A 26,928-nucleotide genomic window follows, 5' to 3' on the forward strand; every position below is an offset into this window, starting at 1 on the left:
ATCGGAATCTCACAAGAGCGGGTTCTCATCGGAGGACTCTTCGTAACGGGTGGCGACCGCCACGGCACGTTTGCGTAGGGCGGCGCGCAGCCACTCCGGGCCCAGAGCTTCCGCGTTCAGGCCGAGCTGCCACAGCGCCCAGACGGCGTGTCTCGAATCTTGGAAGCTCACCTCCATCCGCAAGCCGTCTGCGTCGGCCTCTTCGGCGAGCACGGCCAGCGCAGTACCCACCAACTCCTCCCGCTTCGCCGGGTCCAGCCGTACGAGCACGCTGACTTGGTCGCCACCGGCCCGAAACCGAGTACCGCGTTCCTGCCAGGCCCGGCCCAGATCGACCCGATCCGGTCGCTGGGCGGGTTCGGCGAGTTCCTCGGCGGCCAGGATCCGGGACAGCCGGTAGGTGCGGTCCGCGCCAGACCTCGTCGCCAGCAGGTAGCCCTGGTCGCGAACGGTGACCAGGCCGATCGGGTCCACCGTGCGCCATTTCGACGTCTGATCCAGCGCCGCGTAGTGGATACGTAGCTTGTGTCCGGCGAACACCGCGCGCCGGACCTCGGCCACGATGGCGTCAGGCACCTCCTCAGTGACCAACCGACGCGAGAGAAGGTCGGTCTCCGGGTCGATGAGCAATCGCTCGACCACGTCGGCCGCGGTGTCCCGCTGGCTTTCGGGGAGCGCGTCGACCACCTTGAGCATGGCCGAGGCGAGCGCCGAGCCGAGGCCGAATGCCTGCGCGCCGCGCCGCGATCCGGCGACCAGCAGGGCAAGTGCCTCGTCATGGTTCAGCCCGGTGAGCTCGGTCCGAAAACCGGGCAGCAACGCGAACCCGCCGTGCCTGCCACGTTCGGCGTAGACCGGTACGCCGGCCGCGGACAGCGCCTCGATGTCGCGCAGCACGGTGCGGGTGGAGACCTCCAGCTCGCGGGCCAGCGCGGGCGCGGACAGCCGGCCACGTTGTCGCAGCAGCAGCACCAGCGAGACCAACCGATCGGCGCGCATGCGGAAAACCTACCGGAATACACGACAGAGGGTGTCGTGATTCGTTGGCAGGCTCGTCATCACACCGTCGAAGCCGACGGACGTACTCCCAATGAAACGAATGGACCTTACGTGACAATGGAACGAACGGCAGTCAACCCGGTGACCTGGTCGGCAGAGCTGGGATTCAACCAGGGCGAGGTCGTCTCCGGGCACACCCGGACTCTGTACTGCTCCGGGCAGACCGCGATGAGCGACGACGGCAAACCCCAGCATGACGGTGACATGGGGGCACAGGTGGCGTTGAGCCTCGACAACCTGGAGGCCGTGCTCAGCGAGGCCGGCATGTCCCTCTCGAACCTCGTCCGGCTCAACGTCTACACCACCGACGTCGATCTGCTCTTCCAGCACTACGGCGTACTCGCGTCGCGATTGGGCGCCGCTCGGGTGGCACCGACCACCACGATGCTCGGCGTGACACGGCTGGCCATCCCTGGCCAGTTGGTCGAACTCGAGGGAACCGCTGTCGCGTAAAGCGATCTCGCTACTCGTGCCGGTTGGACCGGCACGAGTAGCGAGCCGCTGAACCCCAGCACGAGTAGCGGTCAGTGGATCGGGAGGCCGGCTCTGGAGTCGGGCGCCAGGGCACTCAACAGTTGCGGGGCGTCGAGGAGGGTCATCCCGGCCTGATCCAGCAGGAGCGGATGCAGCGCGAACACCTCGGCGCCGGACTTGGGATCCACGTCGCCGGTGATCACCGCGACGAAGTCGGCGCGGTTCGCGGCGTCGAGGTCCCAGTCGCGGTCTGGTTCGAGACGGGCGGTCAGGCGACGCGCGAAGTCGGCAAGGTCCTCGGTCTTGCCCCGCAGATAGCCCACGACCGAGCCGTCAGCGCAGCGGACCACCACCTCATCGGTACGGGCGGCGGCGTGCCAGCAGGACAGTTCCCAGAGGCTCACCCGGTCGCCGGCTCCGTGGACCTCCTCCATCGCCGCGGCCATCAGCGCGATCTGGCCGCCGTACTTCGCGACGTTGTGCCCGTAGCCGGTGGCGCTGAGGTTCACGTCGTACCAGCGGAGCTCTTTGGTTCGCAGGTCGACACCGAAGGGCAGCAGGATCTTCGCCGGGCCGGTCAGGTCGAACCGCTCCTCCACCGACGCCGGATCGAACAGCCCCGACGGCTGCCGCATCACCCCGGCGAAACCACGCTCAAGATTGTCGAAAGGTACGTCGTTGTAGCTGAACACCACCGGCAGCACATACCGCCCGCCGACTCGTCGCAGCGCGACCAGGTCCAGGTCGACGAACTCAGACGATCCCAACGGGCCGGGCGCCGACGTCAGATCCCCCGAGTGCACCAGCGCATCCTGCTCGAACCGGTACCGCGTGTAGTCGCAGAGCCCGACGAACGCCCACTCCTCGTCGAACACCGCGACCGACAGATCGAGATCCACTCTCTGACCCTTCGGCTCGACCCAGTACAGGAAGAGCCGCAACGAGTCGTCCGGCGGGATCGGCTGTGAACTCCCGCGCGTCATCCGCCTCAACGTCGACGACGCACCTCGCTCCGACCCGGGCACCGCCAGCCGAGACAGCTCCTCGTCCAGGAACGCCCTTCGCACCCGCGGCAAAGCCGTTGCCCGACGCAACAACTCCCCCACCAGTACTGCGCCCAGCGCCGCGGCCAGCTCGGTCGGCAACGGGTCCCGCTCGTCCACGGCAGTCCAGATCCGGGTGGTCCCGCCGCGTGGGAAGAACAGCCGCAGATCCCCTGGCGGAGTACGCACCTGGCCGAGCGCCGCGGTCAGCACGACGGGCGACACATCCGAGACAGCCGTCGCGACCGCTTCGACCAACGCGGCCTGCGAATCCGCCGGCAACGCCCGAGCCAGCTGGACCAGTCGGCGCAGCATCTCCCCCGGTCGCCCTCGCAACAGCTCCAGCGCCAACTCGGGCCGGCCGGAGCTGAACGCACCTTCGACCCGACTCGCGAAGGTGTTCACCGACAGCCGACCGTCCTCGAGCCGGACCAGTGGATGACGAGCCGCCTCGCTCAGCACAACTCGCCCAGCCGGAGTCGCGGCATCGAGCTTCGTCTGGCGCAGTACGGCGAACGCCAACGCGGCGACCGGATAGCGGGCCGCGAACTCGAACGGGTGCAGGTTTTCCGCGACGCGCTTCCACGCGCGCTCGTGACGCAGCATGTCCTCGACGAGCGTCTCGACCGGCAAGAGATCGAGCCGGGCCAGCACCGTACGCCGAGTTGCCCGCGGCAACGACCGGCGTCGTGCCGGCGGAGTGCGCAGACCCGGGTCGGCGCCCATCAACACGTAAAGCAGCCGGAGTGCATCGGTGGCCGTGTCGATCAGACCGTCAACCTGGGAAGGAAACCGCGGCATCAGCTCGGCGAGCACCAGCGCACGAGTCTCGCGCACCGGGATCACCTCGGGAAGCCAACTAGGATCCGCCTCGGCCAGCAGCACCACGAGGTCCGCGCCGTCGGCCGCGGACAGCGGCGCACGTCGCGCAAGCAAGTCAGCCGCCGTACTGCGCGCGCCGTCCGCGGGCGCTAGCGTCAGCAGGCGCAACCGGTCAGCGCGGCCCGGCGTCGTCACCGGGACCTCGTCGAAGGATGGCTTCAGGAACGGGTCATCGGGATCGATCCGTCGCATACAGAGCGGGCAGGCGCTGAAGTCGGAGCCGTCCCAGCACGACCGGCAGACCAGGTGTGCACAGGGCGACACCGGATAGACCGTCTTCGCCTCGCCACACAGCACACACGGCTGATCCGGCTCCTGCAGCAGCTTTGCGAAGACACGGTCGATGTAGAAGGTCTCGGTGTTGCCCGGCACGCTCTCCGGGAAGCCACGGAAGAGCGGCACGTGCGAGGCGTCCGCACCCGACTCCTTGTCGAGCAGGTCGAGCACTGCTTGACCAAGCCCGGCCAGCGCCAGCGGGTTCAGCCCGGCGCAGTGGCGATAGAGGTCGGCCGACAACAACAGCCCGCGCTGGATCAGGTCGGCCTGCAAGGTGTCCAGCCCGGCCTGGGTCGTCAGTGGACGTCGCAGCCATTGCCAGGCGGAGCGGCGTACGGGTGGAGTGAGGCGGGTGGCGTCGACCAGCCGTCGGCGGCGCAACAGCACCGCGGCAACCGCGTCTGTGCTGATTTCTTTCCCCACCCCACCGCCCCGGTCTGGCATCTAGGCCTCCCCCAGAAGAGCCCGAAGCCGGGCGACAGCGTATGGACAGAGCTGCCAGGGGCGGAGAGCGGACGCGCTACATGGCCTGGGCAAGGAGAAGGAAGCACGTCCAAGAGCCGCCCCTGGCAAGAAGAACGCTACCGGCACGCACCGACAGTTTCTGCACAGATCCCGCCCCACCGCCCCGGTCGTTTTCACCGTCATCCTGGGGCAGGCTGCCAGGGCAGAAAAAAGCTCCGGTACCAGGGTCGGGGCCGCCCCGCCCAGACCCCGGTACCAGAGGACTCCAGGATAGAGGCGCCGGACAAGTCATGCTCCACCGGCCACCCCTTTGGCACTGATTTGCCGCCATCAAACCCTTGAATGGCAACACCAGTGCACCCCTGGTACTGAACAGTGCGGGTGCGATCGATCACACCACGCGCAGGGAAACCCTCGCTGTCACGGGGAGGAGGTGTCGGGCCACGGATAGTGGTTAAGGTCTGCGATATGGAGGGTGGGGTGGTGGACAAGGCACGCTGGCGGGATGTCTTCGGGCATTCCGAGTTCCGTGCTCTGTTCCTGGCAGGCGTGCTGTCAGTAGTCGGCGACCAGCTCGCGCGGGTAGCGCTGTCGGTACTCGTGTTCGAGCGGACCCAGTCGGCCGGTCTGACTGCACTCGCCTACGCCCTTACCTACGTTCCGGACTTGCTGTTCGGGCCGCTGCTGGCCGGGTTCGCCGACCGCTACCCGCGGCGCCGCGTGATGATCATCACTGACCTGGCGCGCGCAGTACTGGTGGCTGCGATGGCGATCAATGCGTTGCCGCTGGTAGTGGTCATCTCGCTGCTTGTAGCGCTGCAGGCCTTCGGGTCGCCGTTCAACGCCGCTAGGGCCGCAACTCTCCCGGTGGTACTGCCAGACGACCACTACGTGCTGGGCAAGGCCGCGAACGACATGGTCGTCCAGTTCAGCCAGGTGCTCGGCTTCGGAACCGGCGGCCTCGCAGTAGTCGCAGTAGGGACCTCCGGCGGCCTGCTGCTGGACTCCCTGACCTTCCTGCTGTCCGCCGTGTTCATCGCAGTCGGCGTACGTGCACGCCCAGTGCCGGCACGCATCTCCGACGAGCCCAAACGCAGGTACTTCAAGGATCTGGCCGCAGGCGCTTCCCTAGTGGCCCGTACTCCGAAACTGCGGTCCCTGGTCGTCTTGGCGACCGTCGCCGGCTTCTACGTCACCGTGGAAGGCTTGGCGGTCCCGTACGCCGACGAGATCGGCGGCGGCCCCAAGGCGGCCGGGCTGTTGCTGGCCGCCAGTCCTGCCGGCGCCGTCATCGGGATGTGGCTGATCACCCTGTGGTCTCCGGAGCGCCGCATGCGATTCCTGGGGCCGTTGGCGGTCGCCGCCTGCGTTCCGTTGGTCTTCTGCGCCCTTAAGCCAGGACTGGCCGTCACCGTGGTGCTCTGGGGCCTGTCGGGGCTCGCCTCGGCCTACCACCTGCCGGCCAGCGCGAGCTTCGTCCAGGCGGTGCCCGACCACCAGAGGGGCCAGGCGTTCGGGGTCGCGAGCACGGCGCTGAGGACCAGCCAGGGTCTCGGGATCCTGCTCGCCGGCCTGCTGGCCGAGCGGTTCACACCGTCGACCGCCCTGGCTTTGATGGGCGCCGCGGGAGCATTGGTGGCGATCGCGGCGGGCGCTGCCTGGCGGCGCGCCCGCCGAATATCGACCGATATTGTAAAATCCCGGTAAGGCGAACCTCGAAAATCAGCCCGAAATCAGTTCGGCCGAGCGTAAGCGAAAGGTAAAGATTTACCTTTCGTCACCAATCGTTACCGCCCTTGACGGCACCCGGCGCGAACCAGTCGTTACCGCCAGTGAGCCAGTCGTTACCGCCACCGGTGAACCAGTCGTTACCGCCGGTGAACCAGTCATTTCCCCCGTGGAACCAGTCGTTGCCCCCGCCGAACCAGTCGTTGCCCGGGCTGGTCGTACGCGCTGCCTTGCTCATGATTCTCGACCCTTCTGAAAGGTTTCGTCCGCTGAATGAATCCGGACACAGGGGTGACCTGACGTGAACAGGCCGTTACGATGAACGCATAACCGCCCAGGTCGAACTGTGTGAGGCTCATGATGATTCTGATCGGTCGGAGCGGCTGGGTGCCACCCCGGCAATGGAAGCTCTGGTCGTTGCCAGGCCCCGCGCTGGGATATGTGATTGCGGTTGATTTGATTGCGGTCACGATTACCACACTGGCCGTGAGCTCGACACTGTCCGGGCCGAACGCTGGAATCAGCTCCTCGGAGTGGGCCGCGTTCGCGGTCCTGGCGGTCGCCTCGACCCTGCACCTGGAGTCAGCGCGTGGGATCGAGCGGCGCCGGGAGATGGCCGCCAACACCTCGCCACACACGAACCTGAAGTGCCTGTGGGTCTTCGCCAGCCTGCTGTTGCTGCCGCTGTCGCTGGTAATCCCGCTGATCGCACTCTCGTACCTGTACTCGTGGTTCCGCGTGTACGGCCGGACGGTGGCACACCGCAAGATCTTCTCCACGTCCACCTACATCCTGGCCAGCGCTGCCGCTGCCGCCGTGCTGCGGGGCGGCGACCTGATCGTCACGCCCCGGGTCCCGACCGGGTTCTGGTCCTTGCTCGTCGTGATCGCCGCCGCGGCGACCTGGTGGCTGGTCAACTACGCCCTGGTGATCGGCGCGATCCTGCTGGCCTCCCCGGAGGCGACCGCCCGCGAAGCGCTGGGCGAGCTGTCCGACCAACTGGTGGTCTGCGCCGGGCTGGGCCTGGGCGTGGCGATCGCGGCGATGCAGACGTCATACCCATGGGTCGTCCCCGTGCTGATGGTGACTGTGCTCGCACTGCACCGTGACCTGCTGCTCCCGCAGTACCAGCGGGCCGCCGCGACGGACGTGAAGACAGGACTCGCCACTTCGTCGTACTGGGCCAGTGCGGTGCCGGCGGAGCTCGCCCGCGCCGAGACGCTGCGCAGTACGGTCGGGCTGCTGATGCTCGACCTGGACAGGTTCAAGGAGATCAACGACACCTATGGCCACCCAGCGGGCGACCAGGCGCTGAAGGCGGTTGGTGAGAGCGTCCGTGCCGAGGTCCGCCAGGGCGACCTGGTGGCGCGCGTCGGTGGAGATGAGCTGGCCGTACTGCTGCCCGGTGCCTCGGAGACCGAGGTGCTGGAGATCGCGGAGCGGATCAGGGATCGGCTGACCACGCTGACGGTCGCAGTCAGCACGACGGGAACGTCGAAGACGGTCATCACCGGCGTACCAGCGTCGTTCGGCGCGGCGGTCTACCCCGAGGTGGCTGCGACGATGGACCAGCTGGTCCTGGCCGCTGACAACGCGCTGCTCACCGCTAAGCGGGCCGGCCGGAACACGATCGTTTCCGCGCGGCCACAGCCACCGACAGTCGGTGAGTTCTCCGACCAGCCGATCAGCGAAATCTGACCGTAGCGCCTCACTGCGAAACATGGGTCAGCCCTCCTCGAGGCGCTGGTTGCCATTAGTGCAACCATGCCCCTTGGAGGGTTTTACCTAACCGGCGGTCATCGAATCCTAATCAAAGCCTTACCGAGCAGCGCCCGCGTTTCGATCGCGGTGTGTGCCTCGCCGAGCTGTTCCAGCGCGAAGGTCCGGTCGAGCACCGGGACGAGATCGCCTCGCAGCGCCCGCTCCAGGACGGCTTCGCCGGTGACCGGAAGCTTGTCGTTGTCCGCGCGGAGATCCATGATCCCCTTCACTGTGATCCCGCGGCGCTCGGCCTCGGCCGGGTCGTACGCCGCGAAGCCGCCGCTCGGCGCACCGTGTGCGGAGAACCAGCCGCCGTCCTTCACGGTGCTGAACGCCACCGCGCCGAGCTCGCCGCCGGCGCCTTCGAACCCGACGTCGACCCCTTCGTAATTGGTTGCCTCCAGCACTAATTTCTCCCAGCCCGGCACGGAGTAGTCGATCACCACGTCGGCGCCTTGGGCTTTGACCAGGTCGAGCTTCGCCTGGCCGCGCGCCGCGGCGATCACGTGCGCTCCGGCCTTGTGTGCCACCTGGACGAGCAGCACCCCCATGCCACCGGCAGCGGCGGTGATCAGGACCTCTTTTCCTTGCAGGCTTGGCGCGAGGCTTTCCAGCAGCAAGGTGGTGAAGCCGTCGCCGAACACCGCCACCGCGGTCTCGAGATTCAGCTCGCCCGGTACTTCGACGATCGAGTCGACCGCGGCCAGCCCCACCTCGGCATGGGCGCCGAAGGCAACGGTCCGGCCGAGCACGGTGCGGCCGATCCACTGCTCGTCGACGTCCGGGCCGACCGAACGCACAGTGCCTCCGAACGCGTTGCCCGGTACGTAGGGCGGCGTCACGTCGAAGAATCCGCCGTGTTCGCCGTTCCGGATCGCTGTCTCGACGAAGATGAGATCGGTGAGCTCGATGTCGACCAGCACCTGCCCCGGACCGGCCATCGGCTCCGGCCAGTCCTGCACCTCGATCACATCCGCGCCACCGAACTTCGTCACTACTGCTGCCCGCATCTGCCTGGCTCCGTTCCGTTCTCGTCGGTTGTCGGGCTCAGACTGCTACCTCAACTTATGTTTAGGTCAAGCTCGGCGCCTGTGGATGACCGGACGCGGGATGTCGGCGGCTGTCGGTAGGGTTCGTGGCGTGCTGGAGGTCGTGTTCAACCCTGCTGACCCGCCGCGAGCGGGCCGGTTGGTGCTGTACGGGGACCTCAGCGCGGCAGGTCTGGTCGCGCAAGAGAAGGTCGAGTTGGTACTACCCCGCGGAGATCAGGTACGCCGAGTCCAGGTGCCCGCACTCGCCCTCGGGGTGGAGGACGCACTCGCCTTTCTGCTGCGGTCGGGCCACGCAGACCAAAGGCCAGAGGGCGGCATGGACTCCGGCGGCGAGTCACTCAGTCGCCAGGCCTGGGCTGCGGCAGCCTTGGCCGGGATCGGGCTGATCGGGCGTGGGCGGTTGGTGCCGGACCAGAGCCCGGAAGGGTCCGGCGCCTGGCGGGTGGCGCCGCTTGATCCCGCGGACCACGGCTGGTTAAGGAATCTGGCGGCTGCGATGCCGGCGTACGGGCACGCGCTGGCGATCGAGGGATCCCGGCCACTCCGGCTCGTCGACCCCGAGCAACTCGTCCGCGCCTTCTGGGATGCGCTCGCCGACACGTTCGTGCGGACGCCCGCCGCTGGCGTCGCAGTACGGGGTGGTGCGGCGGCCTTTGCCGAGGTTGAGCCGATCGAGTTGACCGGCTCGACGGCTTGGCTCGAGGAGACCGCGCGGAGCGAGGAGGCCGGCGCACGACTGGTACTGCGAATCGAGCCGCCTGAGGACGACTCCGAGTTCAGGGCCGTGCTGCAACTGCGTAGCGGCGTGGATCCGAGTCTGCTCGTGGATGTGGCAGACGTGTGGAACGCGCCGCCCGCAGTACTGGCTGCTCTCGGAGAGCGCGCCGAGACGGATCTCTTGCTGGCATTGCGTCGCGGCGCACGGGTTTGGCCGCCACTCGGCGCCGCGCTGCGGGATGCGGCTCCGGCCGAGGTCGCGGTTGGAGATGAGGCGCTCGACGAGCTGGCGGGTGACAGCGATGCACTCGACGGCGCGGGGATCGAGGTGTTGTGGCCGGCCGAGTTGTTCGCGGGCGAGCTGGCGCTGCGGGGTGCGGCGACGCCTTCGCCGGGCGCGGTGACTGGGCCTGACTTCAGCCTGACGGAGCTGCTGGCGTTTCGCTGGCGGCCGACGCTGGATGGGCAGGAGCTGACCGAGGCGGAGGTCTCCGCACTGGCCGAGGCGAAGCGACCGATGATCCGGATGCGCGGGCGGTGGGTGCGGATCGATCAGGAGCTGGTGAGCAAACTGCGTCGCGATGGATCGCGGAAGCTCAGCGGCGCCGAGGCTTTGGGGGCGGCCTTGACGGGCTCGCTGGAAATCGACGGGGAGCTGGTCGCCTTCGATGCGGACGGTTCGCTGCAGACGATGGTCGAGCGGTTGCGGGTCGCCGAGCAGCCGGAGCCGCTGGCCGAGCCGGTGGGGTTGCGGGCGACGTTGCGCGACTATCAGCGGCGAGGGGTCGCGTGGATGGCGCAGCTGGCCGAGCTCGGGTTCTGCGGGTGCTTGGCGGACGATATGGGGTTGGGCAAGACGATCCAGGTGATCGCCCTGCATCTGCAGCTGTCTCAGCGCGGTCGTGGGCCGACGCTGGTCGTGTGCCCGTCGACTCTGCTCGGGACGTGGGAGCGGGAGCTGATGAAGTTCGCCCCCGACGTTCCGGTACGCCGGTATCACGGGGCTGGGCGTTCCTTGTCCGATCTGGCTCCGGACGAGGTGGTGCTGACGACGTACGGGGTGGTGCGTCAGGATCACCGGGTGCTGGGTGAGATCTTCTGGGGGCTGGCGGTCGCGGATGAGGCGCAGCATGCGAAGAATCCCTTGTCCCGTACGGCTCGTGCGTTGAGGACGTTGCCTGCAGCAACCAGATTGGCGTTGACCGGGACGCCGGTGGAGAACCGGTTGTCGGAGCTGTGGTCGATTCTGGATTGGGCGGCACCGGGGTTGCTCGGGACGCTGGATCGTTTTCGGCACGACGTCGCAGTACCGGTCGAGCGGTATCACGACGAGGAGGCGACGGCGCGGCTGGCGCGGGTGACCCGGCCGTTCCTGTTGCGGCGGCGGAAGAGTGATCCCGGGATCGCGCCGGAGTTGCCACAGAAGACCGAGCACGACGTCGTCGTACCGCTGACTACGGAGCAGGCGACGCTCTATCAGGCTGTTGCGAAGGAGACGCTGGCCAAGATCGAGGACGCCGAAGGGATGGCGCGGCGTGGGTTGGTGCTGAGTCTGCTCACGCAGTTGAAGCAGGTGTGCAACCATCCGGCGCAGTTCCTGCATGAGCCGGGTCCGCTCCCCCGGCGGTCGGGGAAGCTGGCAGCGTTGGATGAGTTGCTCGATGTGATTTTGGCTGAGGGCGAGTCGGTGCTGATCTTCAGCCAGTACGTCGAGATGTGCCGGCTGATCGAGGCTCACTTGGCGGCTCGGCAGGTTCGTTCGCTGTTCCTGCACGGTGGGATCGGGGTGCGGAAGCGGGAGCAGCTGGTTGAGCAGTTCCAGGCGGGTGAGGCACAGGTTTTCCTGCTGTCGTTGAAGGCTGGCGGCGTCGGGCTGACGCTGACCAAAGCGACCCATGTCGTGCATTACGACCGGTGGTGGAACCCGGCGGTCGAGGATCAGGCGACCGACCGCGCGTACCGGATCGGGCAGGACCGGCCGGTGCAGGTGCATCGCCTCGTCACCGAGAACACGCTGGAGGACCGGATCTCCACTGTGCTTGCGGCGAAGCGCGAGCTGGCGGATGCGGTGGTCGGCTCGGGCGAGGCGTGGCTGAGCGAGCTGTCGGATACGGAGCTCAGCGAACTGGTGGAGCTGTCGACGACTCCGGCTAGGTCGGGCGCGGCGAGTGCATACAACCCCTCAGCGGTGGGCCGCGCGTCGTCTGCGGTGGGGGTGGTGGGCGGTGAATGAGCGGACGCCCTGGCAGGGGTGGCGTCGGGAGGGCGAAAACGCGGGGCTTCCGGCGGCGAAGGGAGCGGGAAGCCGGCGGCCGTTCGGGGCGACTTGGTGGGGTAAGGCCTGGCTGGAAGCGTTGGAGCATCGGGCCCGCCTTGACCCGAATCGGCTCGGACGCGGCCGGTCGTACGCGCGACGCGGGAGCGTCCTCGGGTTGGTGGTCGATCCGGGTGTGGTGCGCGCGTCCGTGCAGGGCAGCCGTGTTACGCCGTACGAGGTGACGGTGAAGATCCGCGCGTTCGATGACGCCGAATGGGATGCGGTGCTCGACGTGGTGTCGGCGCAGATCGGTCGCGTCGCCGCGCTGCTCGACGGGGAGTTGCCGCCGGAACTGGTGGATGACGCTCAGGCTGCCGGCCTTGAGTTGCTGCCGGGAGCGGGTGAGGTGCGGACGGACTGCAACTGCCCGGATTTCGCCGTTCCCTGCAAGCATTCCGCGGCCGTTTGTTACCTGATCGCCGATGCGTTGGACGAGGCTCCGTTTGAGCTTCTGCTGCTGCGCGGTCGGCAGAAGGACGAGCTGCTGTCGGCGTTGCGAGCACGAAGGTCGGCGGGTGGCGAGCCGCTGGCGCTGGCGCCTCAGCCCGTCGGCTTGGTGGCTAAGGCAGCTTTTGCTCGGGTGACCGGCCCGATCCCGGTGCCAGTGCGGCCGCTGAATCAGCCGGGCGCGCCTACCGCAGTACTGGTGCTGGAACCGCCGCGGCAATCGGGTGTCGACGGCAAGGATCTGGTCGCGCTGGCGACGGATGCGGCGCGGCGTGCGTGGGAGTTGGCTTCGGGCGATGGGGACGGCGGGCTCGGGCTGACGCGCGATCAGGATCTGGCGCGGCGGGCTGCTGGGCTGTTCGGTACGCCGGGATTGGCTGATCTCGCGCATCGAGCGGGCCTGACCGCTCGGCAGTTGACGAGTTGGGCGGTCGCGTGGCGAGAAGGTGGCGCGGGTGGTCTCGCGGCTGCTGTCGAGCCGGCTATTGACGTCGACCCTCAGGCCATGGCGGAAGGGCTGGACACGCTCGACGGAGTGGTCGAGGGGAATCGGATCACCGCGGAGCGCGCTCAGCTGCGGCTCGCGTCGGACGGGCTCTGGTACTTGTTCACGAAGCAGTTCAACGACTGGATGCTGAGCGCACCACCATCGCCCGATCCAGCGGAGCTACTCGGCCGTCCTTGAGTCGACGAAGGCCTCGGTCAGGCGCGCGATCAGCTGGTACGGGATGGGCTGCGCGAGTGGGAACTTCAGGGTGCCTTGGCCGGATCGGTACTGCTCGATCTCCTGCGCCAACTGGTCGTCCACGGGTGGGATCGGGTAGACGGCGATGTGCTTCTTCCAGCCGCTGAAGTACATCAGCGCCTTGCCGTTCATCGTGATCGTCGGCAGTTGGTAGCTGATCTTCTCGCCGGCGTCCGGCACCCTGGCGCGGATCGTCTCGCGCACCTGCTGCAGGATCGCCTGGACGTCGGCGGGAAACGACGCGATGTACTCGTCGACACTCTTGAAGTCCGTGGTCGCCATCGTTTCATCGTGACACCGGACGTCCATCACATGCCAACCCGTCGGCGACCGGGTCGGCCACGCTCGGCAACCTAGCATTCAGGCCGCCGAGGCCGGGTTGGTGTGTGGTGGCGTTCCGGGGCCGCGGGTGATCGTGCCCCGGAGCAGGCATGCTGAGTCAGCTGGGGAGATCCAGCTTCAGTTCTTCGGTTAGCCGGGTGGCGATCTTGGCGTGGCCGTCGACTGTGGGGTGTACGTCGTCGGTGCAGTCGTCCTTGGTGATCCAGCCGTCGGTGCCGACGTACCGGATGGCCGGATCGCCGGCCGCGTTCGCCACCTTGACCGCCGCCTCGATCTCGTCCGCGTGCTTCCCGCTGAACGGGCTCAAGGCAACGATCTTGGTCCCGGGATACTCCGCCCGCACCCGCATCAGGTACTCGCCGTACTGCGCCGCCGTGAGCGTCGCGTCGTTGACCCCGAGGTTGAGCACGACCACGTCCGGCTGCTCGACCCGCTCAGCCGGCGAACCGGCGAAGTTCCAGCCGAACGACTCCGTCCCCGACGGCACCTCACCGTTCCCTGGCTTGATGATGCCCTGGCTGCCGAACCCGACCTGGTACGCCGATGCGCCGAGTGCTCGCGCTGTCAGATAGGCATACGACTTGCTCCCGTCGGCACCCTCCGACTCCGAGTGCGTGCTGAGCGCGCGGACGCCCTGCGTGATCGAGTCGCCGTAGAACTCCAGCCGCGGACCACCCGGGCGACCACTCAACCGCAGCCGCGTGCCCGCGTCGAGCACCAGTCCGGCGAACACCACCGCGCACCCGAACGGCGGATTCCACCGGTTCGCGTGCTCGTTGACGTCCTTGACCACGATCTCCACCTTGTGCACACCGGCCTCGGCGGTCAACTCGATCACCGGCTGCTCGACGACGTACAGCACAGGTTCGCCGTCGTCGACGGAGACCCACAGGTGCGGCGCTGTCACCAGCCCGGCGACATCGAACAGCACCTGCACACTCGTGCCGTTGAAGGTGAACGAGATCCGCGAACCGGAGTTCACCGTGATCGCGAGGCCCGGCTGATGCCCCCACTGCCCTTCCAGCACCACCCGAGGATCCCCCGGCGCCACCACTTCGCCCGCCACAAACCCCACAGCTCCACTCCCAACTCACGGCAACCTGGCCTATTCTCCCCACCTCCCCCCAAACCCACCCCTCCGCCCCGGCTTCACCAACCTTGTTTGCGGGCTCGGGCTTCGAACAGGAGGATGCCGGCCGACAGCGCGACATTGAGCGAATCCGCCCGGCCGAGCATCGGGATCGAGACAGCGCCGAACCCTTGCTCATGCCACCGCCTGTCCAGCCCCTTCCCCTCCGAACCAACCACGAACGCCGTCGGCCCTCCCCTGTACTCCGGTACGCGGTAACTCCCGGTCGCTCCAGGATCGGCCAGATGGACCTCGAAGTCGTGCCGCCGAAGCCACTCGGCCGCCGACGCGATGTCGTCGAACTCGAGGACCGGCGTACTCAGAACCATGCCGCGGCTCGCCGTGTAGACCGACGGGTGGGACAACTTCGCCCGGCGACTGGTCAGCACCAGGCAATCCGCACGGGCGGCGTCGACCGTACGGATCAGCGTGCCGAGGTTCCCGGCGTACTCGACCCCGTCCGCGACCAGAACCAAGGACGACTCGTCGAACTGGAACTTCTCGGGCTGCCAGACGGGCAGCCGGGCAATGGAGACGAGGCCGTCCGATCTGCTTCGCCGGGCGACCCGGGTGAGCAGCTTCGGCGAGATCCGGTAGACCTCACGGGCTCGGGCGGCGACGCGTTCCGCAGTACTGGTGTCTTCTGCTGCCTCAGGGCAGTAGTAGAGCGCGTCGATGGTCGTCGGGGTGGTGAGGAGCTGGCTGTGCTCCCAATTGCCCTCGACCAGGATCCGGCCGGGGACGGAATCCTTGCGAACGGCCAGCAGCTCGCGAACTCGCGGGTGCTGCGCGCCGATCGGCAAGGCATCGAGACGTGACGGTGCCATGGGTGACTCCGGTGAATGAGAACAGCAAGCCGCCCGGGGACGACCGCCTGGGTCGCCCGCACCGGTACAGCTGCTGGGGGTCGGCTAGAGCGTTGAGGACGCGCTAGCCGAGCAGTCTCATCATGCTTCGGATGGTAGGAAACGCAGGCCCCGGCGTCATCAGGTTTTCGGCTGGCGTCGAATGCTCGGGCAATTGTCGGTGGGGCAATTTAGGGTGGGGTCCATGTCCAACGGACCTGCAGTCGAAGCGATAGATCTGGTGAAACAGTTCGGCACGAACCGGGCCGTCGACGGGGTGAGTTTCGTCGTCCCGGAGGGAACAGTGCTGGGCTTGCTCGGTCCCAACGGCGCCGGCAAGACGACGACCGTGCGGATGCTGACGACACTCAGCGTGCCCACCAGCGGCACCGGCCGGGTCGCCGGCTACGACGTGATCAAGGAACCCGCGGGGGTACGGCGGAGCATGGGCCTGACCGGTCAGTCCGCCACCGTCGACGAACTGCTGACCGGCCGGGAGAACATCCGGCTGGTCGGCAGGCTCTACGGGTTGCCGACCAAGTATCTGCACAAGCTGGCCGACGAGTTGCTCGAGCGGTTCCTGCTGACCGATGCGGCCGACCGGATCGCGAAGACCTACTCGGGCGGAATGCGGCGACGGCTGGACCTCGCGGTCAGTCTGGTCGCCTCGCCGCCGGTGTTGTTCCTGGACGAACCGACCACCGGGCTCGACCCACGCAGCCGCGCGGACCTGTGGGAGGTGCTCCGCGGCCTGGTCAAGGACGGCACCACCTTGCTGCTCACGACTCAGTATCTGGAAGAGGCCGACCATCTGGCCGACGAGATCATCGTGATCGACAAGGGCAAGGTGATCGCGGCCGGTACGCCGACCCAGCTGAAGGACGAGGCGGGCCGAGCCAGCGTGGTCGTGACCGTTTCGGCGGTGACCGACCTGCCGCGCGCCGCCGAACTCCTGCGACAGCACACGACCGAGGTGCACGTCGAGGACGTGAGCCGGCGTCTCACAGCGCCTGCTTCCGGCCTGGGCGACATGACCCGGATCGCTGGGGTTTTCGCCGAGAGCGGGATCGAGATCGACGATCTGGGCCTGAAACGACCGAGCCTCGACGACGTCTTCCTGCACCTGACCGGCCACCGCGCCGAGCAGACCGACAGCGACACCACTGAGGCTCTGACCGAGCAGGAGGCCGTCCGATGACCGCCGTGATGACCAGGCCGCCGATCCATCAGCGCAGCCTGCTGCAGCAGTCGTTGACCGTCGTCTGGCGCAATCTCCTGCACATCCGGCGGATGCCCGAGATGTTGCTGGACGTGACGATCCAGCCGGTGATGTTCGTCCTGCTGTTCGCCTACGTCTTCGGCGGCTCGATCGACGTGCCCGGTACGTCGTACCGGGAGTTCCTGCTGCCGGGCATCATGGCGCAGACCATCATCTTCTCCTCCGCCATCGTGGCCCTCGGGCTCACCAGCGACCTGGAGAAGGGGATCGTCGACCGGCTGAAGTCGCTGCCGATCTCACGATCGTCCGTGCTCGTCGGCCGGAGTCTGTCGAGCCTGATCCACTCCGGCATCGGCATCGTGGTGATGAGCGTGACGGGCCTGCTGATCGGCTGGCGGATCCGCGACGGGCTGATCAACGGCGTGCTGGGCTACCTGCTCCTGCTGCTCTTCGGCTTCTCGATGATCTGGCTGGGCATCTGGGTCGGGTCGCTGATGCGCTCGGTGGAAGCGGTGAACGGCTTCATGTTCACCGTGATGTTCCCGCTCACCTTCGTCGCCAACACCTTCGCGCCGACCCAGGACATGCCGACCTGGCTGCGAGTCATCGCGGAGTGGAACCCGGTGTCGGCCCTGACCGCGGCGTGCCGTGACCTGTGGGGCAACGGCCTGCCGCCTTCAGCAGACGCCCAATGGCCGCTCCAGCACCCGGTGCTCGCCTCCATCGCCTGGTCGATCCTCTTTACTGCCGTCTTCGCACCCCTCGCCCTGGCAGCCTTCCGCCGCCGCTCGCGGGACTAGTCCGCTCCGTTTTCTGCCTCGACCGGCCCGCCTGGACCAGTTGTCCACAGGCCGGTCGGGGCCGATTTCGATCCGTCGGCCCGCGTGGATAAAGTCCGTTGTCTGGTTGTCTTCGAGGCGGCCGGGCCACGGGAGGAGATTCGCGATGGACGCGACGTTGCTGGACGCGGAGGCCGAAGCGGCCGTACTGCGCGTCTACCGGCAGGTCTTCGCCGTGCTCGCCCGGGAGGCCGGCGCGATGATCGTCGATCCCGACCTGCTGGACGTGGACCAGGCGATCCTGGACGCGTTCGCCGAGGCCGGCAGCGACGGGCTGACCGTCGAGCAGGCCACACTCGCCTGTCGCGGCTATCCGCATGACGTGATCGTGCGGCGTTTCGACGTACTACGGCAGTATGGCGCGATCACCAAGCTGGTGGATCGGCCAAACGAGTTGCGTCACCGAGCGGCCTTCGCGCCGTACGTGATGTTGATGTTCCTCAAACGGATGTCAGTGCAGGGCGGACAGGCCGAGCTGCATCAGCTGCTGACGCTCGAGGCACACAGCGTGAGCGATCCGCGGGCTGTCGCCGAGCAGGGGCAGGCGTCGATCCAGCGGCTGACGAAGGTGTTCCGGCTACTGGGGAACGAACTGTCCATCCTGGTGTCGACCAGCACGACCGCGCAGTTGCGGGAGAACGCGCAGCTCGCCTGGGGCAACGAGCGGCTGATCGAGCAAGCCGAGAAGGTGCACCGGATCGTGCTCGACCGGTGGCCGACTCTGCATCAGGTGTGCACGCAACTGCGGATGTCGCTGGCCGCTTATGCCGATGCCGTTCAGCTTGCGGCCGGCCGGCTGGTCGAGAGAGCCGGTACGACGCGGGCGCTGGGGTTGCTGCCGATCGAGACCTGGCTGACCTTTACGCGCAGCAGCGATACCGAAGTACTGGCCGGCGTTTTGGACGGGTTGCTCTTTGATGCGGCTGCGCCGGACTTCTCGCCGGAAGGGATGCTGGAGGCGGTCGAGTCCGGGCGCCGTACCGGTACTGCGCGGATGGCGCCGCCTCGGCCTTCGTCGGAGACGGACGCGCCGGAGTCGGCAGCCGCGACTGATCGCGAGGACTTGCGGGCCCAGGCTGAGCGGATCCTGGCCGGGCGGTCCAGCGTGAGCATCGTCGAGGTTGTGGACGACGCTGGTGACTGGGTGACCGCGCGGCGGGTGCTGGCCGAGTTGACGGCTGCTCATCTGCATGACGAGCTCGACTACGAACTGGTGTGGAGCGACGGGATGCGGATCGATCCGTCGGCGGGGACGCCGTGGGCGACCGAGGGCACGTTCAGGCGGGTGGCGAGATGAGCACGCCCGAGGTTGTGGAGAGCGGGCGCAGCTACAACGCGCTGTGGTGGGCGAAGGTGCAGTCGGCCGGGCCGCTGCAGGTTTCGCCGGATACGCCGCCGGTCTCAGGGCTCACGCGCGCGGCCGAGCCTGATGGGGCGTCGGTCTGGATGCTGCCGACGCTGCCGGATGGTGCCGGGCATGGGGTTCTCGAAGAGCTCGGCATGCCTCCGGTGGCTGTCGAGCAGCCGAACGAGACGGCCCGGGTGCTCGCGATCTGCGTCGCTTGCTGCTGGCCGGATCGCAGCGGGTCCGCGTGGCCCGGGGTCGTCGGCACACTCACCCAGATCAAAGCCGTGTACGCCGGTCTGCGCGGCCGGCCGGAGCAGTCGAGCGATCTCACCCTGATCATCGGCAGCCTCCGCCGTCTCCACGCAACCAGCTGGCTCCTCTGGAACGAGAAGGCCGGCGAGGTCCGCCTAGGCCCCCGAGTCATCACCTGGGGCGCATCCCAACTGACCGGCCTCCGCGAACTCTGCCGAATCCTGCCGGACCCGCCACCCGCAGTACTGGCTCCCAAGCAGCAACCCCAGCCAACCCCAGACCCTCTCCCCTCCAACGCAGCACCCACCTCGCCCGACGCAGCGTCCCCCACCACACCTCCATCCGACGCGGCCTCACCCAGCCCGTCCGACGCCGCGTCCGCAACCGCGCCTGGGTCCGACGCTGCCTCGCCCGACGCTGCGCCCTTCACGACGCCGCCGTCCGACGCGACCTCGGAGCAGCCTGCTGCGACTGACGCTGCCCCTTCCTCGCCGGCCGCAACCGAGGAGGACAGATGACCGAGCAGCATGCTCTCTTCGACTCTCTGTTGCAGGACTTGAGCGACCGCAGCCGCGACGAAGTACTGGCTGCCTTCAGCGCCGTCCAGTACGCCGCCCACCCGGTCGCCGAGGTTCAGCTAGCCGGTCTGCGCGATGTCACCCTGCGCCGCCAGGTGCAGAAGATGCTGAAACTGATCGGCCGGACGCTCGTCCAGGTCGACGGCACCCATTGGACCGCCGGTTATGCCGACGACGTCGCAGAGACGCTGACCGCGCAAGGCTGGCAGCCGTTGTCCGTCGTCGATCGCGCCGTCCTCGTGCTCGTACTGGTCCACTCGGTGGCCATCCCCCGCAGTGAAGGCATCCTCACCGGCGACAGCTGGAAGTCCGCCCGGCCAACGACGGTCGACGAACTCCGCACCACCAAGATCAGCAGCGAAGAGCGCCGGCTGGCCCTCCAACGACTCCGCGCCGCCGGGCTGATCCAACTGTCCGGCGACCATTCCGGCGGCCCGAGCTACATCCCCGGCCCGCAACTCCAGCGCCTCACCCCGGCGGCGCGACGCCGGCTGCAGGACCAACTGATCCTCGCTGCCGCACCGTCGAGCCCAATCGCCGAAGCCATCCGCGCCCGAACCGAGCAGCCAGCGAAAACCACAGCAACACCCGCCTGACCCGTAGCCGGCCAGCCTGAACCGCAGCCCGGCCCGCACCTGCCGCCAGTCGTGACGACCTCGGACACCCTATGGTCACCGCCGACGGCGGCACCGAGCTTGTCCTCCAGCACCACTGACTGCGGCCTGGGCAGGCTTGTTCGTCGGCTGGACGAGCGAGCCCACCAGTAGTGGGCTTGAACAGCTTCTGGTGACCTCGAACAGGGCACACCTTGTTCAAGGTCACCGTTGGGGGCCCGAGCCCACCAGTGGTGGGCTCGGACCGGCGGTCGAGAGGTTGGCCCCTCGGGGGCGCGATGCCGGGAGGGTCCGGACGCCCACGCTACCCAGCTCCGGCTAGCAAGCGCTTCCCTCGGCGTGTCGGTGCATCGGGGCCGTGGCGTGCATGCGCAGCCGTCCGCGCCTACAAAGTTCCGTCGGTTCTGCCTACCAGTTTGCGGAATACCGGGTGCCGGGTTTCGGAGTTGCCGCGGTTCGGGGGGACTCCGATGCTCGGGGTTCCGGGAGTTCCGGACCGCCGGAGTACCAGGTTCCGGCGGTCCGGCGTACCGGTGACTCAGATCTTGCCGGTGCCTGCGTTGGCGGTGACGATCGACTTCACGTTGGCGGCTGCGTCAAGCGTGAAGCTGTAAGGGATGGCGGCGACGCTGCCCGGGTTGCGGGAGACGGGAGCGCCGGAGCCCACCAGGTGGTTGCCATCGAGCTTGAGGTTGCCCTCGGACGAGTCGCCGGTCTGCGCGACCGCCGGCTTGCTGACGTTCTCGAAGTAGTTGCGCTGGACGAAGACGCCCGCGCCGACAGTGGAGGCGACGCCGTAGCCGCTGCTGGCACGGTAGTAGTTGTTGTAGACGTGCACGGGGTTGGCGAAGCGCACCCGCGGGTGGCGCTGGGTGGAGCCGTCGAAGTAGTTGTGGTGGTAGGTGACCCGCAGCTTGCCCCGGTCCTCACCGCCGTTGTCGTCGGAGTGACCGAGCAGGAACGACTTGTCGTGGCTGAAGACCCGGTTCCACGACACGGTGACGTAGTCCGAAGCGCGCTTGATGTCGACCGCACCGTCGTACCCGTTGCTGAAGTTGTTGTGGTCGATCCAGACCCGGCTCGAGTACTGGACGTTGATCGCGTCGTCGTTCCAGTTCTTGAAGTTGATGTTGCGGATGATGACGTTGCTGACCTGACTGACGTTGATCCCACCGGAGGTGATCGTCGCGCCGCTGCCGACGCCGATGATGGTCTTGTTGGACGCAACCTTGGTCACACCGCTGGGCAGCGCGATCGTGCCGGAGACCCGGATGACGCGCGCGCCGCTCGCCTGCATGTTGCTGATCAGCGCCGCCTGAGTTGTGACAGTGACCGGCGAGGCGCTGCCGCCACCGGTCGTGCCACCACCCTGGGTGGCCCATCCCTCCAACGCGAAGGTGTAGGCGGCAGCCTCCGGTACGGCGCCGGTGACGATGCTGGTGACGGAACCGGCCGCGACTAGCGCGGCAGTGGCGGCGATGACGGTCGCGACGCGGCCGAACGGGCGGCGTGGCGGGGTCGAGGTGAGGGCGGAAGATGTCACGAGGAACCTCCAAGGGGTTCGAAGCCCACTCTCTGCGCGACCCGCGTCCGGACCCGCAGTACCAGTGGATGGACTGAGTGGGTAGAGCGCTCTACCCGGTTTGGAAAACGCTTTCCTCGGAATGCAAGGTAGCCAGGGCCGTCAGTGACGTCAACAGCAAGTGACCGGCCGGTTACATATTCGACAATCTTCGATTCGGCAGGGAGTTGCCGAAACCCCGCTGAACCGGTTCGTTCTGGCCTCTTCCGGGGCTCTTCCGAGCCTCTTCCGGGGCTCTTCCGAGCCTCTTCCGGGGCTCATCCGAGGCCTTGTCTGAGGCTCGTCCGAGGCCTTGTCCGGGGCTCGTCCGGCGCTGCCGGCCGGTGGGCGCGATCGATCCCGGCCTGCCGATGCGGCCCAGCCCGCGCCCACTGGATAAGGTCGGTTCTTCCGGCCGGATGGACGTGGAGTCGCCCGCACCCGGAGTCCCCGACCGCAGACCAGATAGGAACGCCATGAGCACCCCCGCCCCGGCTGAGGACGGCCCGTTCGACATCCTCGGCTCGAAGGTGCTGCTCGGCGTCCAGGTCGTCGACCTGTCGCGGTTGTCGACGCACCCGATCCCGATGGTCGGCCAGGGCCTCGTCACCGTCGCCGGCCAAGGTCCGGTCGACTCCAACGGCGCCGGCAAGTCCTCCTGGATCGCGGCGCTCTCGCTCCTGCACGCCGACGACCAGTGGCGGCTGACCAGCGGTGCGCCCGGCGCCGCCGAGCTGCTCTTCACCGCCGAGGCGGCCGGCCAGGAAGGCAGCTGGTCGAACGTCGACCGCGGCTACATCGTCGGCGTCTTCTCCGATCCCGACCTGACCGAGCTGGCCGAGATCGAGGCGGCCGCGATCACCGTCTGGATCAGGATCAACCGCAAAGCGTCGTACCTGGATCTGCGCTGGAAGAGCGGGCTGCACGTCCCGTACGGCGCCACCGAGGCCGAGCGGGCCGCCGGCGCCGACGCACTCTGGGCGGCGCTCCCCCACTCCAACGGCCGCACCGACTTCCACGCCAACAAGCTCTCCAACGTCCTGTACGGCGGCCAGGTCCGCTGCGTGTCGTTCCTGTCGACCTCCGTCAGGTCGTCGCCAACGGCCAACCTCCTCGCCGAGCCCCTGAACGAACTCGGCCCGGCCCGCATCTTCAACGCGATAGCCACGCTGACCGGCCTCGACCACGAGCTGGAGCAGGAGCAGGCGCACCGCTCCGCCGAGCACACGCAGCGAGAAGCGACCAAGCAGGCGACGGCCGATCTGCTGCGGTGGGAGCAGGAGATGGCCACTGTCGAGGCCGGCATCCTGCAACGCGCAGCGGCTCGCGAAGCCCTCGCGGCTGCTCGTGAGTCGTGGCGGGCTCGGTGTGCGCGGCATCTGGTCGACGGCGATGCTCGGAACAGCGAGATCGTGCAGGAGCTGGGTGTTCTCGACCAGCGGGTGGCCGAGCAGGAAGCGCGGCGCGAGACCATCGACACCGAGATCGAGGCGTTCGGCAGCGAGGAGAACCTGCTGCGCGACGTCCAGCTGACTCGGCAGGAGCGCGACAAGCTCGACGCCCGCGATCGTGAGCTGGATCTTGCTCAGCGTTCGGTCCGCGAACAGCTCGAGCGGCTCGGGCAGGAGCATCGACGGCTGCTCGAGGCCGGGCGTTCGGCCGACGGACGCGACCTCGCCGCTGCCGCGGACGAACAGGAAGAGGCCCGCGCTGTGCTCGAGGAGCACATCGGGCGGGATCACGCGGCGCGCTCCTTCGTGGATCAGGCGACAGCTGACCTGCGCGAGGCCGAGAGCGGCCAGACCGTTTCGGCTCCGCAGCAACAGGTACTGGCGAATGCCGGCATCGACTGTGGCGCGCTCACCGACATCACCGAGCTCGCGACCTCCGACCGTGCCGAGTGGGAGCCGCGGCTGGCGCCGTACCGGGAAGCTGTTGTCGTCGACGCGGCCGATGTCGCGCTCGCGACGTCGGCTCTGAGTGACGCCGGCTATCCCGGGTTCATGCTGGTGCTGGCCAATCGGCCTGACGCCGCTGCTTTCAAGGATGGTCCCGCGTCGGCGGACAAGCGCTTCAAGCTGGGCGGGTTCTTTGCCGCGCTGGCCTCCCGCTCGGCCAAGGAGATCATCGACGATGCCGCCGGCGTGGTCGCCGTCGGCCAGTTCGATGAGGCGATCACCGGTCGCACTGCTCGGATCGAGGCCGCCCGCCGTCGCCTCGACGGTGCCGTGGAGGCTCGCGCGGACGCATCAGCCGCTCTTGACCAGGCACGCGCTCGAGTCGACCAGGCCGAACGCCGTACTGCGGCCGCCCGCGCGCTGGGTACCGCCGCCGACGTACGGGAGCAGATCCTCGCCCTTCGCGAGTCGAACGATCAGCACGAGACCGACCGCGAAACGCTCGCTCCCGCTCTCCAGGCGGCCAAGGAGTCTGCCGAGGCGGCCGCCGGGCAGCAGCTCGTCCGCGATGAGCGGTTGAAGAACCTCGAGGCCACTCGCCGGGATCACGACCGCATCCTCGACGACCTCGCCGGGCGACGGCTCGTGCTGCTGGAGGAGCAGACCGGCCTCGACCTGGTCACCAGGACAACTGCTTGGGGCGGCAGCGCCGATGAGGCCTCCGAGTTCCTGGTCGCCTTGCCGGACGACGCGGCCCAGCGCCGTACGACGGCCGACTGGAACCACCAGGCGTGCACCCAACTCGACGACGTCGTACGCCGATGCTTCCCGAACGCGCGATCGCGGGAGGAGATCCCGTCGGAGCTGTGGGAGATCCTCAACGGCCCTGACGGGTGGTCGAACGGGACGCTGGGAGCGCGCGTGTCCCTGGTTCCCGCGTTGCAGCGAACGCTCGCGAGCCACCTGGCGCAGCACGAGACCTTCGACAGCCTGCAGCAACAGCAGATCGCCAGCCAGCGTGCCGAACGCAATGCTGCTCTGGAGCGGGCCCGGGAGGGACTCGGCGAGGCCGAGAGCACGGCGCGCGCCCACCGCTCCTCCCTGGCCGACGGCATCAAGGCGCGGCTGCGGCTGGTGTCGGCCGAGTTCGACCGCCTTGACCAGCAGTACGGCGGCTATGGGGCGAAACTCGAGTACCCGGAGCCCGACCCGCCGGCCGAGCCGGACAAGCCGTGGCGCTGGACGGTCACGCCGAAGTGGCGGCGTTCCGAGGGCGGGCCGTTCTCGGCGTTCAACGTCAAGGGCAACACCGCGCAGATGGACGAGAAGGCGGTCAAGCTCGTATGCGCTGCCGCCCTCGCCGGAGGTAGCGACCGGCCGTTGTTGCTGATCCTGGATGAGCTCGGCCGCAACCTCGGCTCGCAGCACCGGCGCGAGGCTGTGGCTCTCTTCGAGCAGATCGGCCGTGATCGGAACATCACGGTGATCGGTGCTCTCCAGGACGATATGGAGCGCTACGCACTGTCGTCGTCCCGGCTGTACGTGAAGCTCCGGCGTTCCTCCGACACGATGGCCTACAACCAGGCGCCGGTGGTGAAGGGGAACGAGGAGTACACGGCTCGGGTGGAGCTCCTTCGCGAGTGGCTCGAGTCCTATCGAGGGCCTCGTCCGACGCTCGACTTGTCGACGCTGACTCTCGACTCCGAAGACGGCACGTTGCCTTCGTCGGCGGCTGGGGCGAGCTCTGAGTCGGCGGTGTCGACGGCTGCCGCGAGCTCTGAACCAGCGGTCTCGGCGGAGGCTCAGCGCTCAACGGCTTCAGACGGTTCGGGCTCAGCTGTCGCAGGCGGTAATGGCGGTGGGGTGGACTCGGCCGGGCGTGCACCCAAGTCGGGTACTCGGCGCAAGTCTGCTAACGCGGTCAAGCGGGTCGATGCCGAAGCGGCAGACCCGAGCGACGCGACCGGCGAGACAGGCGGCGGCGCCGTCGACGAGGCGAGTGGGGCGGCGGGCTGAGCGCGGCCGGAGTACGGCTCGCCGCTGGAACACGCGGGTTTTGGGCGAGACGCTGCGGAAAACCGACCCCGGTGGTCGGGTCTGACCTGGGGCTCCTTCACACTGGAGCGGTGAGGTGTCAGCAGATGGGCGTTCCGGCCCGCCCCAGCTGTTCACACGGAGTAGGCGGAGCTCTGGCCAACCCCTCGCCGTTCGGCGTACCGTCCGTTGAACAGGTCCAGCCGGCAGCTGAGCGGAGGGCGTGAGATGGCATCTTGGCTACTACGCGCCCAGTGGGCTCACCGGGACGAATCGGTCGAACACCGGGCACTCCGCGTCGGGCGCACCCTGACCGCGGTGGCAGTGGCGTTCCCGGAGGTCCACCTGTGGACGCAGGACGAGCGCTGGGGCTTCCACGTGCTCGAGGCCGATGCCTCGACGCCGCTCCAGGAAATGGTCGAGGCGACCACCAAGGTCCTGTCGAACGGTTCGAGTACCACCCGCCTGCATCTGCAGAGCGCCGGTGAACTCCCCTGGCTGTTCGACCTCTCCATGGGCGGCACCCTCACCACAGTCTCGGACCAGCTCACCTTGCACTGGAGCGACGAGGACGCGCTGATCCAGTCAGAACGCTTCGCCCAGGTACTGCGCGCCGTCGTCACGATCTGGGAACCCGAATGGGCCAGCATCGCCGACACCGAACTGGCCGCGGCCGCCGGCGTTTTCCGCCGCGGCATCCCGATGATGGGCTGGCTGACCTATGTCCGGGGCTTGGTGGCCGGCGCTCATGGCATAGACATCAACCTCACGCCGTTCGAACGCGGCACTCTCCTGCAGGCGCCTGTTGCCCCGGCAGATCTGACGCCAGTGCACATCTGCGCCGCGGCAGCCCTGGTAGGCATCGGCCCCGAGGACTAACCGCCCTATCGGGCAGCGCGGAGACGCGACCGACTGCTGGCCGCCGGCGCTGGAAGCCGCAGAGAGCTGATCAACTCCGGGCGCCGAGGACCTAAGTGGGGGAAATGCTAAGGGCCACCCGGTGTGGGTGGCCCTTAACAGTGTGAATGTCCGGCGACGTCCTACTCTCCCACGACCTCCCGGTCGCAGTACCATCGGCGCTGTCGGGCTTAACTTCCAGGTTCGGAATGGAGACTGGGTGTTTCCCCGACGCTATGGTCACCGTAACTCTATAGAAATATCAACCAACCACCGTGCGAGTCACCGAAACCCCTGGGGGGGGTTCGGGCTGGGGTTGACCGTATTTCGGGAACCGTATAGTGGACGCGTACATGTTTTCAGCAGCAGGGTCTCTTGTTGACCACACATGGTGGTGTTGAGACAA

20 protein-coding genes and 1 rRNA gene are annotated in these 26,928 nt (G+C 67.8%); 12 read left to right on the forward strand and 9 right to left on the reverse strand.

Annotated features, from left to right (window positions below):
- Positions 1–9 precede the first annotated feature (9 nt).
- Positions 10–999: a helix-turn-helix transcriptional regulator gene (locus A3ES_RS0139965; protein WP_020392460.1), complete on the reverse strand. Its 990-nt coding sequence runs from the start codon at positions 997–999 to the stop codon at positions 10–12.
- A 117-nt stretch (positions 1,000–1,116) separates the two neighbouring features.
- Between A3ES_RS0139965 and A3ES_RS0139970 the strand changes: the two genes are divergently transcribed.
- On the forward strand, positions 1,117–1,512 hold the full coding sequence (locus A3ES_RS0139970; protein WP_020392461.1) for a RidA family protein: 396 nt from the start codon (positions 1,117–1,119) through the stop codon (positions 1,510–1,512).
- 71 nt (positions 1,513–1,583) lie between these two features.
- Here the strand turns inward: A3ES_RS0139970 and A3ES_RS0139975 are convergent, their stop codons facing one another.
- The gene (locus A3ES_RS0139975) at positions 1,584–4,178 is read right to left on the reverse strand and encodes an MXAN_6230/SCO0854 family RING domain-containing protein (protein ID WP_051084917.1); all 2,595 of its coding nucleotides are present in this window, start codon (positions 4,176–4,178) and stop codon (positions 1,584–1,586) included.
- Between the two features lie 489 nt (positions 4,179–4,667).
- Here A3ES_RS0139975 and A3ES_RS0139980 point away from each other — a divergent pair, with 489 nt between their 5' ends.
- Positions 4,668–5,906 (forward strand): MFS transporter, encoded by a 1,239-nt coding sequence (locus A3ES_RS0139980; protein ID WP_040456717.1) that lies wholly within the window; start codon positions 4,668–4,670, stop codon positions 5,904–5,906.
- A 70-nt stretch (positions 5,907–5,976) separates the two neighbouring features.
- Here the strand turns inward: A3ES_RS0139980 and A3ES_RS0139985 are convergent, their stop codons facing one another.
- Positions 5,977–6,165 (reverse strand): hypothetical protein, encoded by a 189-nt coding sequence (locus A3ES_RS0139985; protein ID WP_020392464.1) that lies wholly within the window; start codon positions 6,163–6,165, stop codon positions 5,977–5,979.
- A 248-nt stretch (positions 6,166–6,413) separates the two neighbouring features.
- Here A3ES_RS0139985 and A3ES_RS0139990 point away from each other — a divergent pair, with 248 nt between their 5' ends.
- Complete coding sequence (locus A3ES_RS0139990; protein WP_237745184.1) at positions 6,414–7,625, forward strand: GGDEF domain-containing protein; 1,212 nt, start codon at positions 6,414–6,416, stop codon at positions 7,623–7,625.
- A 98-nt stretch (positions 7,626–7,723) separates the two neighbouring features.
- Here A3ES_RS0139990 and A3ES_RS0139995 read toward each other — a convergent pair whose 3' ends face one another.
- Positions 7,724–8,698 (reverse strand): zinc-binding dehydrogenase, encoded by a 975-nt coding sequence (locus A3ES_RS0139995; protein WP_020392466.1) that lies wholly within the window; start codon positions 8,696–8,698, stop codon positions 7,724–7,726.
- A 130-nt stretch (positions 8,699–8,828) separates the two neighbouring features.
- Here A3ES_RS0139995 and A3ES_RS0140000 point away from each other — a divergent pair, with 130 nt between their 5' ends.
- Both A3ES_RS0140000 and A3ES_RS0140005 read left to right on the forward strand, forming a co-directional pair.
- Positions 8,829–11,690 carry a DEAD/DEAH box helicase gene (locus A3ES_RS0140000; RefSeq protein ID WP_237745185.1) on the forward strand — a complete coding sequence of 954 codons (2,862 nt, stop codon included), beginning with the start codon at positions 8,829–8,831 and terminating at the stop codon, positions 11,688–11,690.
- A complete protein-coding gene (locus tag A3ES_RS0140005; RefSeq protein ID WP_083933998.1) occupies positions 11,683–12,906 on the forward strand; it encodes an SWIM zinc finger family protein in 1,224 nt (407 codons plus the stop codon). The genes A3ES_RS0140000 and A3ES_RS0140005 overlap by 8 nt, the downstream gene beginning before the upstream one ends.
- Here A3ES_RS0140005 and A3ES_RS0140010 read toward each other — a convergent pair.
- From A3ES_RS0140010 to A3ES_RS0140020, 3 genes are all read right to left on the reverse strand, one after another.
- Positions 12,889–13,248 (reverse strand): iron chaperone, encoded by a 360-nt coding sequence (locus tag A3ES_RS0140010; protein WP_020392469.1) that lies wholly within the window; start codon positions 13,246–13,248, stop codon positions 12,889–12,891. The genes A3ES_RS0140005 and A3ES_RS0140010 overlap by 18 nt on opposite strands.
- Positions 13,249–13,405: 157 nt before the next feature.
- Positions 13,406–14,383: an SGNH/GDSL hydrolase family protein gene (locus tag A3ES_RS0140015; RefSeq protein WP_157631008.1), complete on the reverse strand. Its 978-nt coding sequence runs from the start codon at positions 14,381–14,383 to the stop codon at positions 13,406–13,408.
- Positions 14,384–14,457: 74 nt separating this feature from the next.
- Positions 14,458–15,264 (reverse strand): TrmH family RNA methyltransferase, encoded by an 807-nt coding sequence (locus A3ES_RS0140020; RefSeq protein ID WP_020392471.1) that lies wholly within the window; start codon positions 15,262–15,264, stop codon positions 14,458–14,460.
- A 223-nt stretch (positions 15,265–15,487) separates the two neighbouring features.
- On the opposite strand from A3ES_RS0140020, the gene A3ES_RS0140025 reads away from it, so the two are divergent.
- The 5 genes from A3ES_RS0140025 (at position 15,488) to A3ES_RS0140045 (ending at position 20,114) form a co-directional block, all read left to right on the forward strand.
- The gene (locus A3ES_RS0140025; RefSeq protein ID WP_020392472.1) at positions 15,488–16,480 is read left to right on the forward strand and encodes an ATP-binding cassette domain-containing protein; all 993 of its coding nucleotides are present in this window, start codon (positions 15,488–15,490) and stop codon (positions 16,478–16,480) included.
- Positions 16,477–17,301, forward strand: a complete 825-nt coding sequence (locus A3ES_RS0140030; RefSeq protein ID WP_020392473.1) for an ABC transporter permease — start codon at positions 16,477–16,479, stop codon at positions 17,299–17,301. The genes A3ES_RS0140025 and A3ES_RS0140030 overlap by 4 nt, the downstream gene beginning before the upstream one ends.
- A 145-nt stretch (positions 17,302–17,446) precedes the next feature.
- Entirely contained in the window at positions 17,447–18,637 is a 1,191-nt protein-coding gene (locus A3ES_RS0140035; protein ID WP_020392474.1) for a hypothetical protein, read from the forward strand.
- A complete protein-coding gene (locus tag A3ES_RS53165) occupies positions 18,634–19,458 on the forward strand; it encodes a hypothetical protein (protein ID WP_202806695.1) in 825 nt (274 codons plus the stop codon). Before A3ES_RS0140035 ends, A3ES_RS53165 begins: the two co-directional genes overlap by 4 nt.
- Complete coding sequence (locus A3ES_RS0140045) at positions 19,455–20,114, forward strand: hypothetical protein (RefSeq protein ID WP_020392475.1); 660 nt, start codon at positions 19,455–19,457, stop codon at positions 20,112–20,114. The genes A3ES_RS53165 and A3ES_RS0140045 overlap by 4 nt, the downstream gene beginning before the upstream one ends.
- A 556-nt stretch (positions 20,115–20,670) precedes the next feature.
- Here A3ES_RS0140045 and A3ES_RS0140050 read toward each other — a convergent pair.
- Positions 20,671–21,675, reverse strand: a complete 1,005-nt coding sequence (locus tag A3ES_RS0140050; RefSeq protein WP_020392476.1) for a pectate lyase family protein — start codon at positions 21,673–21,675, stop codon at positions 20,671–20,673.
- Positions 21,676–22,169: 494 nt separating this feature from the next.
- Here A3ES_RS0140050 and A3ES_RS0140055 point away from each other — a divergent pair, with 494 nt between their 5' ends.
- Together A3ES_RS0140055 and A3ES_RS0140060 are read left to right on the forward strand one after the other, a co-directional pair.
- Entirely contained in the window at positions 22,170–25,607 is a 3,438-nt protein-coding gene (locus tag A3ES_RS0140055; protein ID WP_020392477.1) for a coiled-coil domain-containing protein, read from the forward strand.
- A gap of 246 nt (positions 25,608–25,853) precedes the next feature.
- On the forward strand, positions 25,854–26,504 hold the full coding sequence (locus tag A3ES_RS0140060) for a hypothetical protein (protein ID WP_020392478.1): 651 nt from the start codon (positions 25,854–25,856) through the stop codon (positions 26,502–26,504).
- A gap of 148 nt (positions 26,505–26,652) precedes the next feature.
- Here the strand turns inward: A3ES_RS0140060 and rrf are convergent.
- A 5S ribosomal RNA gene (gene rrf / locus A3ES_RS0140065) occupies positions 26,653–26,770 on the reverse strand.
- Positions 26,771–26,928 lie beyond the last annotated feature (158 nt).

It is taken from the genome of Kribbella catacumbae DSM 19601, from assembly GCF_000372465.1.
In the GTDB taxonomy this organism is placed as follows: Bacteria; Actinomycetota; Actinomycetes; order Propionibacteriales; family Kribbellaceae; genus Kribbella; species Kribbella catacumbae.

What these genes read in the sequence shown, in the direction of transcription:
- A3ES_RS0139965 (WP_020392460.1), bottom strand. Translation starts at nt 999, where the DNA reads ATGCGCGCCGATCGGTTGGTCTCGCTGGTGCTGCTGCTGCGACAACGT.
- A3ES_RS0139970 (WP_020392461.1), top strand. Translation starts at nt 1,117, where the DNA reads ATGGAACGAACGGCAGTCAACCCGGTGACCTGGTCGGCAGAGCTGGGA.
- A3ES_RS0139975 (WP_051084917.1), bottom strand. Translation starts at nt 4,178, where the DNA reads ATGCCAGACCGGGGCGGTGGGGTGGGGAAAGAAATCAGCACAGACGCG.
- A3ES_RS0139980 (WP_040456717.1), top strand. Translation starts at nt 4,668, where the DNA reads ATGGAGGGTGGGGTGGTGGACAAGGCACGCTGGCGGGATGTCTTCGGG.
- A3ES_RS0139985 (WP_020392464.1), bottom strand. Translation starts at nt 6,165, where the DNA reads ATGAGCAAGGCAGCGCGTACGACCAGCCCGGGCAACGACTGGTTCGGC.
- A3ES_RS0139995 (WP_020392466.1), bottom strand. Translation starts at nt 8,698, where the DNA reads ATGCGGGCAGCAGTAGTGACGAAGTTCGGTGGCGCGGATGTGATCGAG.
- A3ES_RS0140010 (WP_020392469.1), bottom strand. Translation starts at nt 13,248, where the DNA reads ATGGCGACCACGGACTTCAAGAGTGTCGACGAGTACATCGCGTCGTTT.
- A3ES_RS0140020 (WP_020392471.1), bottom strand. Translation starts at nt 15,264, where the DNA reads ATGGCACCGTCACGTCTCGATGCCTTGCCGATCGGCGCGCAGCACCCG.
- A3ES_RS0140025 (WP_020392472.1), top strand. Translation starts at nt 15,488, where the DNA reads ATGTCCAACGGACCTGCAGTCGAAGCGATAGATCTGGTGAAACAGTTC.
- A3ES_RS0140030 (WP_020392473.1), top strand. Translation starts at nt 16,477, where the DNA reads ATGACCGCCGTGATGACCAGGCCGCCGATCCATCAGCGCAGCCTGCTG.
- A3ES_RS0140035 (WP_020392474.1), top strand. Translation starts at nt 17,447, where the DNA reads ATGGACGCGACGTTGCTGGACGCGGAGGCCGAAGCGGCCGTACTGCGC.
- A3ES_RS53165 (WP_202806695.1), top strand. Translation starts at nt 18,634, where the DNA reads ATGAGCACGCCCGAGGTTGTGGAGAGCGGGCGCAGCTACAACGCGCTG.
- A3ES_RS0140045 (WP_020392475.1), top strand. Translation starts at nt 19,455, where the DNA reads ATGACCGAGCAGCATGCTCTCTTCGACTCTCTGTTGCAGGACTTGAGC.
- A3ES_RS0140055 (WP_020392477.1), top strand. Translation starts at nt 22,170, where the DNA reads ATGAGCACCCCCGCCCCGGCTGAGGACGGCCCGTTCGACATCCTCGGC.
- A3ES_RS0140060 (WP_020392478.1), top strand. Translation starts at nt 25,854, where the DNA reads ATGGCATCTTGGCTACTACGCGCCCAGTGGGCTCACCGGGACGAATCG.